Source organism: Oricola sp. (assembly GCF_965230365.1).
Classification (GTDB): domain Bacteria; phylum Pseudomonadota; class Alphaproteobacteria; order Rhizobiales; family Rhizobiaceae; genus Oricola.
Genome location: NZ_OZ246003.1, coordinates 2,941,248 through 2,956,031, shown reverse-complemented (window position 1 = coordinate 2,956,031; position 14,784 = coordinate 2,941,248). Strand labels below are relative to the sequence as shown.

Annotated in this window: 21 protein-coding genes; 11 read left to right on the top strand and 10 right to left on the bottom strand. The window is 61.9% G+C overall.

Going from position 1 to position 14,784, the window contains the following annotated elements; translation table 11 throughout:
* Window positions 1-15: 15 nt before the first annotated feature.
* Entirely contained in the window at window positions 16-267 is a 252-nt protein-coding gene (locus ACO06R_RS14380) for a zinc-finger domain-containing protein (protein WP_421851277.1), read from the bottom strand.
* 130 nt (window positions 268-397) lie between these two features.
* On the opposite strand from ACO06R_RS14380, the gene ACO06R_RS14375 reads away from it, so the two are divergent.
* The 3 genes from ACO06R_RS14375 (at window position 398) to ACO06R_RS14365 (ending at window position 2,424) form a co-directional block, all read left to right on the top strand.
* Window positions 398-1,156: an alpha/beta fold hydrolase gene (locus ACO06R_RS14375; protein ID WP_421851274.1), complete on the top strand. Its 759-nt coding sequence runs from the start codon at window positions 398-400 to the stop codon at window positions 1,154-1,156.
* Window positions 1,157-1,271: 115 nt separating this feature from the next.
* Window positions 1,272-2,090: a serine O-acetyltransferase gene (gene cysE, locus ACO06R_RS14370; RefSeq protein ID WP_421851271.1), complete on the top strand. Its 819-nt coding sequence runs from the start codon at window positions 1,272-1,274 to the stop codon at window positions 2,088-2,090.
* A 118-nt stretch (window positions 2,091-2,208) separates the two neighbouring features.
* Complete coding sequence (locus tag ACO06R_RS14365; protein ID WP_421851268.1) at window positions 2,209-2,424, top strand: DUF3126 family protein; 216 nt, start codon at window positions 2,209-2,211, stop codon at window positions 2,422-2,424.
* A gap of 19 nt (window positions 2,425-2,443) precedes the next feature.
* On the opposite strand, the gene ACO06R_RS14360 is transcribed toward ACO06R_RS14365, so the two are convergent.
* Window positions 2,444-3,193 carry a hypothetical protein gene (locus ACO06R_RS14360; RefSeq protein ID WP_421851265.1) on the bottom strand — a complete coding sequence of 250 codons (750 nt, stop codon included), beginning with the start codon at window positions 3,191-3,193 and terminating at the stop codon, window positions 2,444-2,446.
* A 94-nt stretch (window positions 3,194-3,287) separates the two neighbouring features.
* On the opposite strand from ACO06R_RS14360, the gene ACO06R_RS14355 reads away from it, so the two are divergent.
* Together ACO06R_RS14355 and ACO06R_RS14350 are read left to right on the top strand one after the other, a co-directional pair.
* Window positions 3,288-3,602 carry a hypothetical protein gene (locus tag ACO06R_RS14355; RefSeq protein WP_421851262.1) on the top strand — a complete coding sequence of 105 codons (315 nt, stop codon included), beginning with the start codon at window positions 3,288-3,290 and terminating at the stop codon, window positions 3,600-3,602.
* 42 nt (window positions 3,603-3,644) lie between these two features.
* Window positions 3,645-4,175 (top strand): gamma carbonic anhydrase family protein, encoded by a 531-nt coding sequence (locus ACO06R_RS14350; protein ID WP_421851259.1) that lies wholly within the window; start codon window positions 3,645-3,647, stop codon window positions 4,173-4,175.
* Between the two features lie 106 nt (window positions 4,176-4,281).
* Here the strand turns inward: ACO06R_RS14350 and ACO06R_RS14345 are convergent, their stop codons facing one another.
* The 3 genes from ACO06R_RS14345 to ACO06R_RS14335 form a co-directional block, all read right to left on the bottom strand.
* Window positions 4,282-4,884 carry a transglutaminase-like cysteine peptidase gene (locus ACO06R_RS14345; protein WP_421851257.1) on the bottom strand — a complete coding sequence of 201 codons (603 nt, stop codon included), beginning with the start codon at window positions 4,882-4,884 and terminating at the stop codon, window positions 4,282-4,284.
* Window positions 4,885-5,128: 244 nt separating this feature from the next.
* Window positions 5,129-5,728: a PilZ domain-containing protein gene (locus ACO06R_RS14340; RefSeq protein ID WP_421851254.1), complete on the bottom strand. Its 600-nt coding sequence runs from the start codon at window positions 5,726-5,728 to the stop codon at window positions 5,129-5,131.
* Window positions 5,729-5,824: 96 nt separating this feature from the next.
* The gene (locus ACO06R_RS14335; protein WP_421851251.1) at window positions 5,825-6,511 is read right to left on the bottom strand and encodes a PAS domain-containing protein; all 687 of its coding nucleotides are present in this window, start codon (window positions 6,509-6,511) and stop codon (window positions 5,825-5,827) included.
* A gap of 214 nt (window positions 6,512-6,725) precedes the next feature.
* Between ACO06R_RS14335 and ACO06R_RS14330 the strand changes: the two genes are divergently transcribed.
* Both ACO06R_RS14330 and ACO06R_RS14325 read left to right on the top strand, forming a co-directional pair.
* Window positions 6,726-7,550 carry a rhomboid family intramembrane serine protease gene (locus ACO06R_RS14330; RefSeq protein ID WP_421851248.1) on the top strand — a complete coding sequence of 275 codons (825 nt, stop codon included), beginning with the start codon at window positions 6,726-6,728 and terminating at the stop codon, window positions 7,548-7,550.
* Window positions 7,551-7,638: 88 nt separating this feature from the next.
* Window positions 7,639-8,070, top strand: coding sequence for a CBS domain-containing protein (locus tag ACO06R_RS14325; protein WP_421851245.1), 432 nt, complete (start codon window positions 7,639-7,641; stop codon window positions 8,068-8,070).
* Between the two features lie 6 nt (window positions 8,071-8,076).
* Here ACO06R_RS14325 and ACO06R_RS14320 read toward each other — a convergent pair whose 3' ends face one another.
* The 3 genes from ACO06R_RS14320 to folE all read right to left on the bottom strand — a co-directional run bounded on the left by ACO06R_RS14320 (window position 8,077) and on the right by folE (window position 10,249).
* The gene (locus ACO06R_RS14320) at window positions 8,077-9,030 is read right to left on the bottom strand and encodes a patatin-like phospholipase family protein (protein WP_421851242.1); all 954 of its coding nucleotides are present in this window, start codon (window positions 9,028-9,030) and stop codon (window positions 8,077-8,079) included.
* A gap of 78 nt (window positions 9,031-9,108) precedes the next feature.
* The gene (hisI, locus tag ACO06R_RS14315; RefSeq protein WP_421851239.1) at window positions 9,109-9,567 is read right to left on the bottom strand and encodes a phosphoribosyl-AMP cyclohydrolase; all 459 of its coding nucleotides are present in this window, start codon (window positions 9,565-9,567) and stop codon (window positions 9,109-9,111) included.
* A gap of 40 nt (window positions 9,568-9,607) precedes the next feature.
* A complete protein-coding gene (gene folE / locus ACO06R_RS14310) occupies window positions 9,608-10,249 on the bottom strand; it encodes a GTP cyclohydrolase I FolE (protein WP_421851236.1) in 642 nt (213 codons plus the stop codon).
* A 223-nt stretch (window positions 10,250-10,472) separates the two neighbouring features.
* On the opposite strand from folE, the gene ACO06R_RS14305 reads away from it, so the two are divergent.
* From ACO06R_RS14305 to ACO06R_RS14290, 4 genes are all read left to right on the top strand, one after another.
* Window positions 10,473-10,916: an iron-sulfur cluster assembly scaffold protein gene (locus ACO06R_RS14305; RefSeq protein WP_421859422.1), complete on the top strand. Its 444-nt coding sequence runs from the start codon at window positions 10,473-10,475 to the stop codon at window positions 10,914-10,916.
* Between the two features lies 1 nt (window position 10,917).
* Window positions 10,918-11,229: a membrane protein insertion efficiency factor YidD gene (gene yidD / locus ACO06R_RS14300; RefSeq protein WP_421851233.1), complete on the top strand. Its 312-nt coding sequence runs from the start codon at window positions 10,918-10,920 to the stop codon at window positions 11,227-11,229.
* 117 nt (window positions 11,230-11,346) lie between these two features.
* A complete protein-coding gene (gene mgtE, locus ACO06R_RS14295; protein WP_421851231.1) occupies window positions 11,347-12,759 on the top strand; it encodes a magnesium transporter in 1,413 nt (470 codons plus the stop codon).
* 106 nt (window positions 12,760-12,865) lie between these two features.
* Window positions 12,866-13,252, top strand: a complete 387-nt coding sequence (locus tag ACO06R_RS14290; RefSeq protein ID WP_421851228.1) for a MerR family transcriptional regulator — start codon at window positions 12,866-12,868, stop codon at window positions 13,250-13,252.
* 15 nt (window positions 13,253-13,267) lie between these two features.
* Here the strand turns inward: ACO06R_RS14290 and ACO06R_RS14285 are convergent, their stop codons facing one another.
* Both ACO06R_RS14285 and ACO06R_RS14280 read right to left on the bottom strand, forming a co-directional pair.
* Window positions 13,268-13,753: a methyltransferase family protein gene (locus ACO06R_RS14285; RefSeq protein WP_421851225.1), complete on the bottom strand. Its 486-nt coding sequence runs from the start codon at window positions 13,751-13,753 to the stop codon at window positions 13,268-13,270.
* Entirely contained in the window at window positions 13,746-14,720 is a 975-nt protein-coding gene (locus tag ACO06R_RS14280; RefSeq protein ID WP_421851222.1) for a heparan-alpha-glucosaminide N-acetyltransferase, read from the bottom strand. Before ACO06R_RS14280 ends, ACO06R_RS14285 begins: the two co-directional genes overlap by 8 nt.
* Window positions 14,721-14,784 lie beyond the last annotated feature (64 nt).

The following is a 14,784-nucleotide window of genomic DNA, read 5'->3' as shown; positions in this document are numbered from 1 at the left end:
GATCAACCGCGCGGGTCAGGCCGCGTCTTCGACGACCTCGTAGACGCATCCGGCCGGAATGGTCTCATTGGCGGCGAGATCGGGATTGTAGACGTAGAGCGTGGAGCAATACGGGCAGACGATCTCTGTCGCGTCACCCATGTCCAGATAGACATGCGGGTGATCGTAAGGCGGCTGGGCGCCCACGCACATGAATTCCTTTACGCCGATCTCGATCTTCGCGTGGCCGGCGTCGTTGTGGAAATGCGGTATCGAATGGCTGGCCATCTCGGTCCCTGTCTACTGAATTGCCACCGGGGGCTTGCCCCGCATTGCAGCGCACACTAGCTGCGGGGACGCGGAATTGGTAGCCGTTGGGCAACAAAAACTTGACGATTCCCGATCACTGGAAACGCCGATGCCGAAATTCGACAATCTGGGTGTGACGCTGTCCTTCATGGACGAGGGCGATCCGGCCGCAGACCCGATCCTGCTCATTCACGGTTTCGCCTCCTCGATGGCCGTCAACTGGGTCGGACCAGGCTGGGTGAAGACGCTGACCGGCGCCGGTTATCGCGTCATCGCGCTCGACAATCGCGGCCATGGCGACAGCGAAAAACTGCATGACCCCGACGCCTACACGCCCGAAATCATGGCCGGCGACAGCCTGGCGCTGCTGCGGTATCTGGAAATCGGGCAGGCCCATGTGATGGGCTATTCGATGGGCGCGCGCATCAGCGCATTCCTGGCGCTGGCTGCGCCGGGGACGGTTCGGTCGCTGATCTTCGGCGGACTCGGTATCGGCATGGTCGAGGGGCTGGGTAGCTGGGAAGGGATCGAGGCGGCGCTGCTGGCCGACAGCGCGAACGATGCCGCCGATGCGCGCAGCCGGGCGTTTCGCGTGTTCGCAGACCAGACGGGCAGCGACCGGATCGCGCTTGCCGCCTGCATCCGCACATCGCGCAAGAAGCTGACGCCCGAACAGATGGGTTCGATTGCCGCGCCGACGCTGGTGTCCGTCGGCACCAAGGACGATATCGCCGGTTCGCCGCACGAACTGGCGCGGCTGATGCCCGATGCAAGGGCGCTCGATATTGAGGGACGGGACCACATGCTGGCGGTCGGTGACCGGATGTTCAAGGCCGGTGCGTTGGAGTTTCTGGATGCGCTTCAATGAGATTTGATCGAATTGTCAGGATTTCTTATGCGGCGGATTCAGGCTGTCGTGTTTAAACTTGCGGCTGCTTGCCTTACATACCGGCGAAACCGGAAGATCGGTCCAGGAGATCCCGATGGTTCATAACCGCGAGTTGCAATCCCCGGCACAGCTGGAAGCGGTCGATCCGATATGGCACGCGGTGCGCCGCGACGCCGAGGCGTCGATCCGCAACGACCCGGTGCTTGGCGCCTTCATGCATTCGACGATCCTCAACCAGCAGTCGCTGGAGGATGCGGTCATCCATCGCATTTCCGAACGCCTCGATCATCCGGATTTGCGCTCCGACCTGATCCGCCAGTCGTTCCGGCAGATGTTGCAGGACGATCCGGCATGGGGCGAGGTGGTGCGCGTCGACCTGCAGGCGGTCTATGACCGCGACCCGGCCTGCACGCGGTTCATCGAGCCGCTGCTGCATTTCAAGGGCTTTCACGCGATTCAGACGCACCGGCTGGCGCACTGGCTGCTGCGCCAGGGCCGTCTCGACTTCGCGCTCTACCTGCAGAGCCGTGCCTCGGTCATCTACCAGACCGATATCAACCCGGCGGCGCGGATGGGACGCGGCATCTTCCTCGACCATGCCACGGGGCTGGTGGTCGGCGAGACGGCGGCGATCGGCGACAATGTGTCCATCTTGCACTCGGTCACGCTTGGCGGAACCGGCAAGGAAGGCAGCGACCGGCATCCGAAGATCGCCGACGGCGTGCTGATCGGCGCGGGCGCGAAAATCCTCGGCAACATCGTCGTCGGCAAATGCAGCAAGGTGGCGGCCGGTTCGGTGGTGCTGGACGAGGTGCCGCCGATGACCACGGTTGCCGGCGTTCCGGCGCGTATTGTCGGCGATTCGGGATGCATGGAACCGTCGCGCGCCATGGACCAGATGCTCAGGAAGTGAGCCACGCCGGACGCTCGATGGGCGGCCGGTTTCGGATCGTGCCTTGCATAGGCGTGCGGATCGTGGTTTGCGTTCGGCTTGCTATTGCCAATCAACCGATCCAGCGCTGGAGCAATCCGTGACATCCGAAGAACTCTCCAAACTCACACGCTTCTTTCAGCGGACGTTCGACAATGCCAGTCTGGCGGTCAAGGCGCGGCCGCGTATCGCCGACTCCGCCGAACTCTATGCGGGTGAGGAGTTTCTGGGTGTGGTGACGCGGATCGAGGACGAGGGCGAGATTTCCTACGACTTGTCGATGTCGATCCTGGATTTCGACCTCGAAGAAGACTAGGGCGGGAGAAGGCTTTCGCCTAGGAAGGCCGCGCCAGCAGTCCGTCGAGGAAACGCGGCAGGGCCTGGTTGAGCATCTGCCAGTCGCCGAGCAGCCGGGACGGGAAACGGATCTCGGCCACCAACGTATCACCGAAGTGTATGTCCATCGCGCATGGCGCGAGCACGACCTGTTCGTCTGACTGCGTGTCCTGGCAGCGAGCGACGAAACGCTTTCCAGTGTGCATGTCGGGCGCGCTGAAGACGATGCGCTCGCCGATATAGCCATAGTCGGGGGACAGGGCGTGACTTGTCAGGCCATGCGCGGCCGATGTGGCCCCACCACGCATCACCTTCCGGTATACAGCCTCGAAACGGCCCGCCATGTCGTGCGTCGTGCCGCGCGGCAACACCGAAATAAAGACGATGGCGTTGGTTTCCGGCGAGACGTCGTTGAAGGCCGCGGCGAGGTTTGGCCGGAAACCGGACATGGTCGGCCAATGCAGATAGAGTTCGATGCGCCGGGCAGGGCCACGCCGGCGTTGTTCCTCGTCGCGGATCATGTTGGCCGGCAACTGCAGGCCGTCATTGCCGATCGTGACCTCGAAACGCTGCAGCGACGTGGTGTGGCCGGCGTGGACCAGCGTGCGGCCGTAGATCTTGCCGGCAACCAGGATTGCCAGCGACAGCACCGCCAGGACTGCGAACACAACCAGGGCCCGGCGCGCAAGGAAGGGCAGGCCCCGGACGATTTCGTAGCTATCCTGCTTTTGCGTCATCGACGCGTTCATCGGCAAACTGTCCCGAAACGGCACACGTTAATGTGGCATCGCACGTGCATTACACCGCATGTTCATGGTAAACATTCGATTAACCGGGTGGCGTATGTTCGTGTTGTTGTTGCTTTCGGCGGGGGCGGCCGTTGCGGTCTCCATGTTTCATCTGGTGAGCGGCCTTTCCGGCCGCTTGCCAGCATTCGACCGGGAAACGCTGGCGCATTTCGGATTTGTTCGCGCCTTCGCGGTGTTCTGCCTTGTCGGCCCGGTTCTGATTTTCAGGGCCCTGGACGGACGCGCGCGCGACGGCGACGGTGTCCCGATCCGGGACATGACTTTCGGAACCCTGGTCATGCTCGGATGGTGCGCCGCGCTCGGTGTCCTTTCAATCGAGGGTTGCCGGATTGCCTTGCTGCACGCGTGATGGCAAGAGGACGGCCGGCAATCAGGAAACGGGGACGCCGTGATGGCAATCTACACGCTCGATAACAAGGCGCCGACGCTGGAGGGTGCGGGGCCGGCTTTCGTCGCCGCCGATGCCGCCGTCATCGGCAACGTCTCTCTGGGACAGGACAGCGGGATCTGGTTCGGCGCGGTACTGCGCGGCGACAACGAGCCGATCGTCATCGGCCGCCGCAGCAATGTCCAGGAACACAGCGTGCTGCATACCGACATGGGTTTTCCGCTCACGGTCGGCGAGGGCTGCACCATCGGCCACCGGGCGGTGCTGCATGGCTGCACGATCGGCAGGAATTGCCTGATCGGGATCGGCGCGATCATCATGAACGGCGTGACCATCGGCGACAACTGCCTTGTCGGGGCGGGCGCGCTGGTGACGGAGGGCAAATCGTTCCCGCCAAGCAGCCTTATTCTCGGTTCGCCGGCCCGTGTCGCGCGGCAACTCGACGAAACGGCAATCGCGCAACTGCAGTGGTCGGCCGAGAGCTACGTCCAGAACGCCAGGCGATTCGCGGCGGGTCTGGAGATTTCCGGATGATAGAAAAGGCGAAGCCGGCCATTAATGATGGCCGGCTTCAATCCCGGTCGTTGGGGATGGGATGGTTGGGGACCCGACCGGGACCTCGTGAGAACGTTGTGTTGGCCTAGCGGCTCGCGACAATCGTCCTTTCATCGATGATCGACACCCATTTGCCGGCATGTGCCGATGACTGTCGTTTGAGATAGCGATAGCGCGTGTCGCGCCAGTCAAGGACCTCGCCGACAAGGTTGTCGAGAACGAAGTCGCCGTGATCGGTCCTGACGGTCAGGACTGCATGGCCTTCGCCATTGGGTTGCATGACCACGGTGATCAGGAGGTTGGCGGGATGAAAGCCCGCCTGGACCAGTTCATGACGCTTCAGCAGGACGTAGTCCTCGCAGTCGCCGAAATCGACCGGGTATGACCACAGTTCCTCAACGCCCCACATCTCGCGGTCCGTGCGGGGCGCGATGGTGCGGTTGATGCGTGAGTTGATTTCGACCAGTTTGCGCCAGTTGCGATGCGTAAGGCGGTCCGCGCCGCCCGGATTGCCGATGCGCCGGCATTCCTCGGGCACCTGCTGACAGAATTCGTAATGGCCGATCGGCTGGCTGGTGACCCGGCCGAGCTTCATCGGCGCGGCATGCGCGGCAACAGAAGCCGAGGCCAGCGCCACCAGCGATGCCAAGAATAAAAAGCCCCGAAGTCTTTTTGATGTATTGCTCATATGACCATCTCCCCGTTGCGAGGTAAGATGGCACTTATGTTTTTATTTATCGCGAAGTACTGCAGATCGAATTGAATCGAATGCAGTTTTGATTAATCTATATTATGAGTAATATTTGCGTTTAACTTGTCTTAGATTTTGTGAAAATTTTAGCGGCTATGGCGCGGCCGCGTCGATCTGCGCAGAGGCCAATCAAAAAGCCCCGCAGATCGCGGGGCTGGGCAATCGGGAATGGCGCGTGATTTTAGCTGAGATATTCGTTCAGCGTCTCGCGGCGTTGGATAACCGCGAACTCGATGGCAACGCCTTCGTCGAAGTGCCGGACGACCTGTCCGCGCATGTTGCCGAGCGTGACTTGCGAGCCAAGGGCCGGGCGGACGTTCAATTCGACGGCGGCGCCGGAGAGTGAAAGGTCTATGATGCGGCAACGATACTGCCGCCCGTCGTCGAGGGTCAGCACGCCTGCCGAGTTGCGCGGGGCGACGCGTTCGTGGCGGCGGTCTTCGGGAAGATCGAGTTCATGCTTGTTGGCCAGCCAAGTCAGCTGCGCCGCCAGCTTGGCGCGCTTGCGCGGCGTCGTGTTCAGTTCAAGCGCAAAGCCGTCAGACTTGGTGCGGATGATCTTGCCCTCGATTCGACCGATGTGATCGATATACGCAATGACCCGCTCGCCGGCCTTGCCGGCGCCTTCAGTGGCGATCGTTGCGCCGCCGGGCGACATGTCGGTGACTTCACATCTGTGCTCGGAACGGTCGGAAAGCATGAGCCGCCCGTGCAAGCGAACCTTCACCCGCTGAAACTGGCGACGATCATGATCGAATTTTTGTTGCTGTGCCCCGAGCATCGAGTCGTCCGCAAAGATGCAATGTATGGCTGCGAGGATAGGGTTGAGCTGGTTAACGGGACGTTATTTTATCAGTTTATTGCGCGGCAATCCCGGTCATTTCTTGCCGCCATCGAGAACGCGAAACACGCGCGGCGTGCGTGGGGGCGCATCAAATCGCGCAATACGCGACTGACCAGAAGACGCTGTTTGCGACGCCTGGCCCGCAGATCGCCGGTCTATCGGTATCGACGGGCGATTCTGGAGATTGAGCAGCCCGGCGTCGGGATCGATGTAACGGATACCGCGTATTTCCAGCTCGGTGCATTCCGTTCCGAGCCAAAGCGATTCCTTCGGTGACGAGATGATTCCGAGAAGGTCGGGGCCGGTGCCGGCCAACGGAAACAGTGCGAGTTCGAAGTCGCAAGATTGGCCGCCAAAGAACCGGGCTTCCGTGTCCAGCACGGCGATCAGTCCCTGGCGAACCACAGAACCGGCGATTTTCTGCACATTTCTGCGGTCCTTCGGAATGAATGCGACGGCAAGCGATTCGCCGCGCAGTTCGCGGCACTTGAGCGCGCACATTCTGGAACCGACAAGCCGGAAAACTGGGTCTCCCTGATCGTCGCACTTGATCAACATGACACCGGAAAGCAGGTTGCCGAGCGCGGCTGGCGAAATCTCGCGGCGTTCCGGCGCCGCGCGGGCGCCGCGCAGCTCATTCCAGTAACGGTACAGTTTCACCGTTTCCTTGTGACGCATTTCCTTAAAGCCTCCGCCGACGATGCCGGGTGGTTGTCCCATTCTGGAACAGTCCGGTGCGCAAACCGCTCCTGCCGGTGAGGGCAGCATGTCGCGGGCCAGTTTGGAAACGTCGGCGGAATTAAGGTTAATCAAGCCTTACGGTTGCGGTCTCGAGTTGTATCGTGCATAGTCTCCTCAACGGGGCGACCCGTTTCACATCACAGTTTCTTATGATGGATGGGGATCCGTCCAGCCATTCAAGCCAAGGGCTTGAATGGCTTTTTTTTTGGCCGAGATGTCGTCTATTGCCAAGCCGCACGAAATTCCCGCACAGAAGGGCAGGCCGCAGAACATGACGACGCCGGAGAACGAAACAAGCCATGACGAGACGGGGCGCGAAGCCGGGCCGGGCAGCGGGACTGGCCGGACACCGCAACCGGTGTTCAATCTCGCGCCGGTGATCGTCGTCGTTTCGCTCATTTGCGTCGCGGTGCATCTGCTGCGAGGCTGGATTTCGACGAATGCCGAACAATGGCTTTTCGTGCATGCCGCTTTCTTTCCGCTGCGCTACCGCCCGGACATTTTGACACTCGACATGCCGACGCTTTTTTCTCCGGTGACCTATGCCTTCCTGCATGGCGTCTGGACCCATCTCGGTCTCAACCTTGTGTGGCTCGCGGTTTTCGGCTCGCCGGTCGCGTTTCGGATCGGCGGTCTGCGCAGCCTGCTGTTCTGGCTGGTGACCGCCGCATTTGCGGCCCTGACACACCTGATTGTCTATTATGGCAGTCCGGTGCCGGTGATTGGCGCGTCGGGGGCGGTTTCCGGTTTTCTGGGAGCAGCCGCCCGCTATGGGCTGCGCGCCAACCGCGCCGCGCCGAGGCGCGGGTTTGACGGTCCGCTTCTGTCCATCGGTCAGACGTTGAACAGCCGCCGCGTTTTTCCGTTTCTCGCCGTGTGGGTGATCCTCAACATTGCAGTTGGCAGCGGGTTCTTCGGTTTCTTCGGCGAGAGCCCGGGCATTGCGTGGGAAGCTCACCTTGGCGGATTGGCGGCCGGCTTCCTGCTGATCGGCGCTTTCGATCACCGGCGGGCCTGAACCGGCATGGATCATTGCCGGCCGCTTTCTTGCAAAAATCGCAATCACAAAGCATTCTGCCCGTCTGCGAAATGAGGAGTTATCGCCGATGATGGTCAAGAACATACTATCCGACAAGGGGCAGGATGTTTTCACTTTGCCGCTCGACGCTACAGTTACCGATGCGGTGTCCTCGCTTGCCGAACACAATGTCGGGGCCCTGGTTGTTGCCACGGCGGACAAGGTCATCAAGGGTATTATTTCCGAGCGCGATGTCGTGCGGGCGATTTGCCGGACCGGCGCCTCGGTGCTCGATCAGCCGGTATCGCAAATCATGACCAGCGATGTGCAGACCTGCACCGAGGATTCCACGGTTCCCCAGTTGATGGAACTGATGACCAAGGGCCGCTTTCGTCACCTGCCGGTCGAACGGGATGGAAAGCTTGTCGGCGTCGTGTCGATCGGCGACATCGTCAAGCGGCGGATCGAGGAAATCGAACGCGAAGCGGAGGACATCCGTTCCTACATCACGTCCGCGTAGCGATGCCTATGTGAGTTCGCGCAGCCGCTGGAGATCCGGTAGCTGCGCCATCGCGGTCTCGTAGCCGCGATCAATCGCCTCCGACGCGCGATGGAAGTCGGCGAGGCCGATATCCGCCAATCGCGGATAAAGCGAATAGTCGGGCGGGTCGCCGGCGAGGCGGGCGCGCGAAATTCGATCCTGGATAATATTGTACGATTCCACCATCACGCCGGTGATCCCCATCCGTATCGCTGCGCGCGAAGGCTTGTCTGCCTCGGCATGTGCCTTGTCGTCGGTGGCGCGCACATTCATCTCGGCGCGCGGCGCGCCGTGCTTGACCACGCCGGAACGGCCGAAGAGGTCGTGGTTGAGGTTCACCGCAACCACGCGCGGCTGTTCATAAGCGCGGCAGACCGAGACAGGGACCGGATTGACCAGCGCCCCATCGACCAGGATCTTGCCGTTGCATTCGACGGGCTCGAAAATGCCGGGCAGGGAATAGGATGCGCGCATCGCGGCGATCAGTTCGCCATGGGTGAGCCAGATTTCGTGGCCGGTGGCGATCTCGGTGGCGATCGCGACGAAGGTGCGCGGCAGGTCCTCGATGCGCACTTCGCGCATGTGCTCTTCCATCTCGCGGTTGAGGCGCATGCCGCCGAAAAGGCCGCTGCCGGCGAACTGGATATCGAGCAACCCGAGCATGCGGCGGCGGGTCAGCGAGCGGGCGAAGCGCTCGAGTTGATCGAGCTTGCCGGCCAGATAGCAGCCGCCGACCAGCGCGCCGATCGAGGTTCCGGCGATCATCTCGATATTCACGCCGACTTCGTCGAGCGCGCGCAGCACGCCGATATGCGCCCAGCCGCGCGCCGAACCGCCGCCGAGCGCTACCGCGATCCCCGGCTTTCGGTCGTCGGGCAGCGGAGTGTCCGGCTTGCCGGGGGCAGTGTTTTTCTTGCGGGTCAGCGGTTTCAGGGCCATGAGGTTTCGGCGCAGTTTCCAAGCCTGTCGTCGAGGCAAGGGTGCGCCGAATTCGTGTCTATTCCGTGAAATCCGGTGTCAGTGGTCCTTGCCGTACACTTCATCGGGGTCGAAGCGGGGCGTATCGGTCTCGTCGAAGACAAGCTCCGCTTCGCCGTCATCGGCCAGTTTGACAATACGGTAGAAACAACTGCGGCGCCCGGTGTGGCAGCTGGATCCATCGCCTTCGGCGCGCACCTTCAGCACGACGCAATCCTGGTCGCAGTCGATGCGCAGCTCCTTGACGGTCTGGATGTTGCCAGAGGTTTCGCCCTTCTTCCAGACCGACTGGCGGGAACGCGACCAGTAGTGCGCGATCCCCGTTTCGATGGTCAGGCGGAGCGTTTCGGCGTTCATGTGGGCGACCATCAGGACGGTGTTGTCCACCGCATCGACGGTGACGGCCGTAATCAGCCCGTCGGATGAAAACCGCGGGCTGACGATGTTGCCCGTCTCCAGTTCCATTTTTGGCCCGGGCGGGGGGAAAGGGTTAGACATGCGATCCATGCGGAGGCTTTACGTTGCGGCGCAATGCCAATCAAGCGGTCATTCCCGAGCGGATCATCGTCATGAAGCGAACCTGCTCCTCCGGATTGTCGCGGAAGCTGCCTTCGAAAGTGGTGGTCAGCGTCGTCGCGCCGCGCTTGCGGATGCCGCGCATGGCCATGCACATGTGTTCGGCCTCGAGCATGATCGCCAGGCCGCGCGGCTTGAGCGCGTCGCGGATCGCCGTGGCGATCTGCGCGGTGAGCGCCTCCTGCGTCTGAAGGCGCTGGGCGAAGATATCGACCACGCGGGCGATCTTCGACAGGCCGACGACCTTGCCGTCCGGCAGATAAGCAACATGCGCTTTGCCGATGACGGGCACCATGTGGTGCTCGCAATGCGAGTAGAAATGGATGTCCTTGATCAGGACGACATCGTTATAACCGGCCACCTCCTCGAAAGTGCGGCCGAGTTCTTCGGCGGCATTCTGGCCGTACCCGGCATATAACTCGCGATAGGCGTTGACGACGCGCTTGGGCGTATCGACCAGCCCCTCGCGATTCGGATCGTCGCCGGCCCAAAGAAGGAGTGTGCGAACTGCCGCTTCCGCTTCTTCGCGGGTCGGCCGCACGATTTCCTTGGCGGCACCGTCGGCTTCCGAGGCCTTGGGGAACTTTGCGATGATTGCATCCATAATTCAGTGTCTCCCGTAGTCCCGGTCTACGCCGGGACGAGTTGAACGGACCACTTTACGCCAGATTTTGCGGATTTGACCGTCAGGCGCTGCAAGCAGGCAGGAATGCCGGGTTCGGGTATGCCTTGTTCCTGCTCTGTTGTAAAACATATATGATAACGGCGGAGAAAAAACAGTGCCTCGCCGAACAGTGTGTCTGCAGGCCGGAAACGCGGAGCCGGGCGTGATCGACGACATCTACAACTCCAAACTGCTGGAATATGCCGGCAATATCGGCCGCACCGACCGTCTTGGCGAGCCGGACGCAAGCGCCAAGGCGCACTCCAAGCTGTGCGGCTCGACGGTAATCATCGACCTGAAGATGGATGGCGAGCGGGTCAGCGACTACGGGCAGGAGGTCAAGGCATGCGCGCTTGGCCAGGCGGCGTCCTCGATCATGGCGGCGAACATTGTCGGCGCGTCGGCCGACGAACTGCGCACGGTGCGCGAGGAGATGATCGCCATGCTGAAAGCCGACGGGCCGGCGCCGACGGGGCGGTTCGCCGATCTGAAGTATCTCATGCCGGTCAAGGACTACAAGGCGCGCCACGCCTCGACGCTGCTGGTGTTCGACGCCGTGGTCGATGCGCTCGACCAGATCGCCGAGGACAGAGCGAGCGCCGCCTGAGATGTGTCAGCATCACGCGCAAACCCCGGAAACCGCGCCGCCGCGCAGGAGCCGCAACTGGCAGGGCGACTGGCCGCGCACACCCGGCCGGCTAATGGGAACCGGACTGGTGCGGCTCTACCAGCTGACGCTGTCCGGTTTCATCGGCAACACCTGCCGGCATATGCCAACCTGTTCCGAATATGCCTATGAGGCGATCGCACGGCACGGACTGCTGGCGGGAAGCTGGCTGGCCGCCAAGCGCGTGTCGCGTTGCGGGCCGGGTGGAACACACGGCATCGACAACGTTCCCGAACGGCTCGGCCGCAAATAGGGTTGCGCGGACCGCCGGCGGCTTCGCCAGAATTCCGCGACCAGGCCGGCTGTCGAGATTGTTTTTTCATCAACGCCGGGTAACTGTGCGGCTGGACGACGAGATCGGAGAGATCGATTGGCTGAACCAGCTGCTGCAGAAGAGGAATTCGGCGGCGAAGGCTACGACACCGGCATCTACAGCGATGACGGTTCGATCCGCGCCGATTTTCTGGACCGCGTCTCGGGGCAAATCGAAAGCGGCAACGCTGACGGCCTCGCCGCCGCGGTCGAAAACCTGCACGCTTCCGAACTCGGCGATCTTCTGGAAGCGCTCGAAAACGATGCGCGCCGGCAATTGGCCCGGCTGCTTGGCGACCGCTTCGACTTTGCCTCGCTCACCGAGGTCGACGAGGCGATCCGCCTCGATATCGTTGGGGCGTTGCCCAACGAGCAGATCGCCAAGGCCGTCCAGGAAATCGACTCGGACGATGCCGTCTACATCCTGGAAGACCTCGAAGAGGACGACCAGGCCGAGATTCTGGCGAAACTGCCGTTTACCGAACGCATTCGCCTGCGCCGGTCGCTGGACTATCCGGAAGAAAGCGCCGGCCGCCGCATGCAAACCGAATTCGTCGCGGTGCCGCCTTACTGGTCGGTCGGACAGACGATTGACTACATGCGCGATAGCGACGACTTGCCGAACAGCTTTGCGCAGATTTTCGTCATCGACCCGACCTTTCACCTGGTCGGCGCGGTCGATCTCGACCGCATCCTGCGCACCAAGCGGCCGGTCAAGATCGAGGATGTCATGCACGAGACGCGGCATGCCATTCCCGCCGAGATGGACCAGGAGGAAGCGGCGCAACGGTTCGAGCAATACGACCTGCTCTCGGCCGCCGTCGTCGATCAGAACGAAAGGCTGGTCGGCGTCCTGACCATCGACGATGTGGTCGATGTCATCCAGGAGGAGGCGGAAGAAGATCTCAGGCGGCTCGGCGGCGTCGGCGACGAGGAACTGTCGGACTCGGTCATCGAGACGACCAGATCGCGGTTCCTGTGGCTGCTGGTCAACCTCGCGACGGCGGTACTCGCGTCGCTGGTGATCGGATTGTTCGATGCGACGATCTCACAGATGGTCGCGCTTGCGATCCTGATGCCGATCGTCGCCTCGATGGGCGGCAATGCCGGCACCCAGACGATGACTGTCGCGGTGCGCGCGCTGGCGACACGCGATATCGATATTTACAATGCGGCGCGTATCATTCGCCGCGAATTGACGGTGGGCATTCTCAACGGGCTGCTGTTTGCCGCGATTATCGGCGTCGTGGCGGCGGTCTGGTTCCTCGACGTGGGGCTGGGCGGAGTGATCGCGGCGGCAATGGTCGTCAACATGATCTGCGCCGCGCTCGCCGGGATCCTGATCCCGTTGCTGCTCCACCGGGCCGGGGCCGACCCGGCCATCGCATCCAGCGTATTCGTGACGACTGTCACCGATGTGGTTGGTTTCTTTGCGTTTCTCGGCCTTGCGGCATGGTGGTTCGATTTCTGATTCCGGCCAGTTGATGGCTGCCCGGCAGCGCGAAAATTTGACTTTTACGTAAGAGTTCTACAAGAGTCCGCTTGCGACCGACGCAATAGGGGAACGACTCGGAGCAATGCGTGACTACTATACGATCACGGAGCTGACGCGCGAATTCGGTATCTCGACCCGAACGCTTCGCTTCTACGAGGACGAAGGACTGATCCAGCCGGTAAGACGTGGTCGCACGCGTCTGTTCCGGCCTGCCGACCGTGTCCTGGTCAAGCAGATCCTGCGCGGAAAGCGGCTTGGATTCTCGATCGCCGAGATCCGCGAAATCATCCAGATGTACAAGACGCCGCCCGGCGAAGTCGGCCAGTTGAGGACGATCATCACCAAGGCGGCCGAAAAGCGCGAGGAGTTGCGCCAGAAGCGCAAGGACATCGAGGACACGCTGGCGGAACTCGAACAGGTGGAAGAGTCGTGTCTTGGCCGCCTTGCCGAACTGCGCGTGACCTCGTGATTCGGGGCTTGCCGGTCAGATCCAGCGATTGACGCGTTTCTTGTAGTCCCGGTACGCCTTGCCGAAATGCAGTTCGAGGTGGCGTTCTTCGCGTGCAATGGCCAGCCGCTGCGTCGCGTAGGCGGCAAGGAAGGCCAGCACGAAGTACCACGCGATGCCCGAGACGAGCCCGGCACTGATCACCAGCAGCGTATTGCCCAGATAAATCGGGTTGCGCGTGACGGCATAGATGCCTCCGGTGACCAGGTGATCGGCGCGCCTGTGCGGCAGCACGGTCGTTTTTGCCCGGGCGAGATAGCGCATCGCAGCGAGGTCGATCGCAAGGCCGCCACATATCGCCAGCACACCGACGGCAAACAAGATTTCCGCCGCCATTCCGCCGATCCACGGAAGTGGGATAGCCAGATGCAGGAGCCAGCCGGCGACCAGCGCGGCGGCGTAGATCACGGGTGGCCAGGGAAAGGCGCTTGGACGGTCAACAAGGGGATCGTTTTCAGTCATTGGCGTTCTCGGCTTCGAATGCGCAGTCCTGGGTGATCGTGATGATGCGCGGTTCGCTTTCCGGCGTTATTTCACCGCGACTGAGCGGTTCCAGCAAGCCCTCGAGATCGAGCTTCGAAATCGCGCAGCCGCAATAGTTCGTACAAAAGCTGCTGTCGCCCTGCTCTGTGCAACTGCGCTGGCAGGCAGCAAGGTTGTCGTCCACCAATGACCGTTCGGCAGGCGAAACAAGGGAAAACAGATAAATACCGGCAATAAGGACAGGCTGGTGCAGCAAGTAGGTCGCGAGACTGTGGTGTCCAAGAAAGCGCAGCACCCGGACCGGTGGCGTGCTGCCGGCGCTTGTCTCCGACATCCGCGTCAAAAACCCCGCACGCTGCGCAAATCCGGTAGCGGCGATACCGACCAGCACCATGGCGAACCAGGGAAACAGGGGCACGTAGTCATTGGAGCGCGGAAGTGTCGGCGCGAGGCCTGTCCACAACAGCACGGGATGACCGAACGCTTCCGCGCGGAAAAAAAGCGGCAGCGACAGGACGACGGCGGCGCAAACAAGCACGACGACCGGCGAAAGCCGAAGGAAGGCCAGACCGAGCACGCTCGCCAACGCGATGTGGTGCAGGATGCCGAAGAACACAAAAGCGCCGGGCGTGAACCAATAGGTCGCGACCGTGATGACCGCCGCAGCCGCGGCAATCTTGGCAAACCGGCGAATGAACGCCGCGCCTTGCGGGCCGCCGGCATGGGCAAGCACAAGGCTGACACCGACCAGGAACAGGAAGCTCGAGGCAATGGAACGCGCGAACCACTTCAGCGGGCCGGTTGCCGCTGTGCCCTGCGCGAGATAGCCGAAGAACTCGAGGTCCCAGCAGAAGTGATAGACCGCCATCGCGACAAGCGCGACGCCGCGCGCGACGTCGATCGCATCGATGCGAAGCCGTCGGGTGGTGTCCTGCTGGGATGTCATGCGCATCTTGTCCGTTTTCGCCGCGAGGCTATCGGCAAGCTGCCGCCGAGGGAAAGGAAAAAGT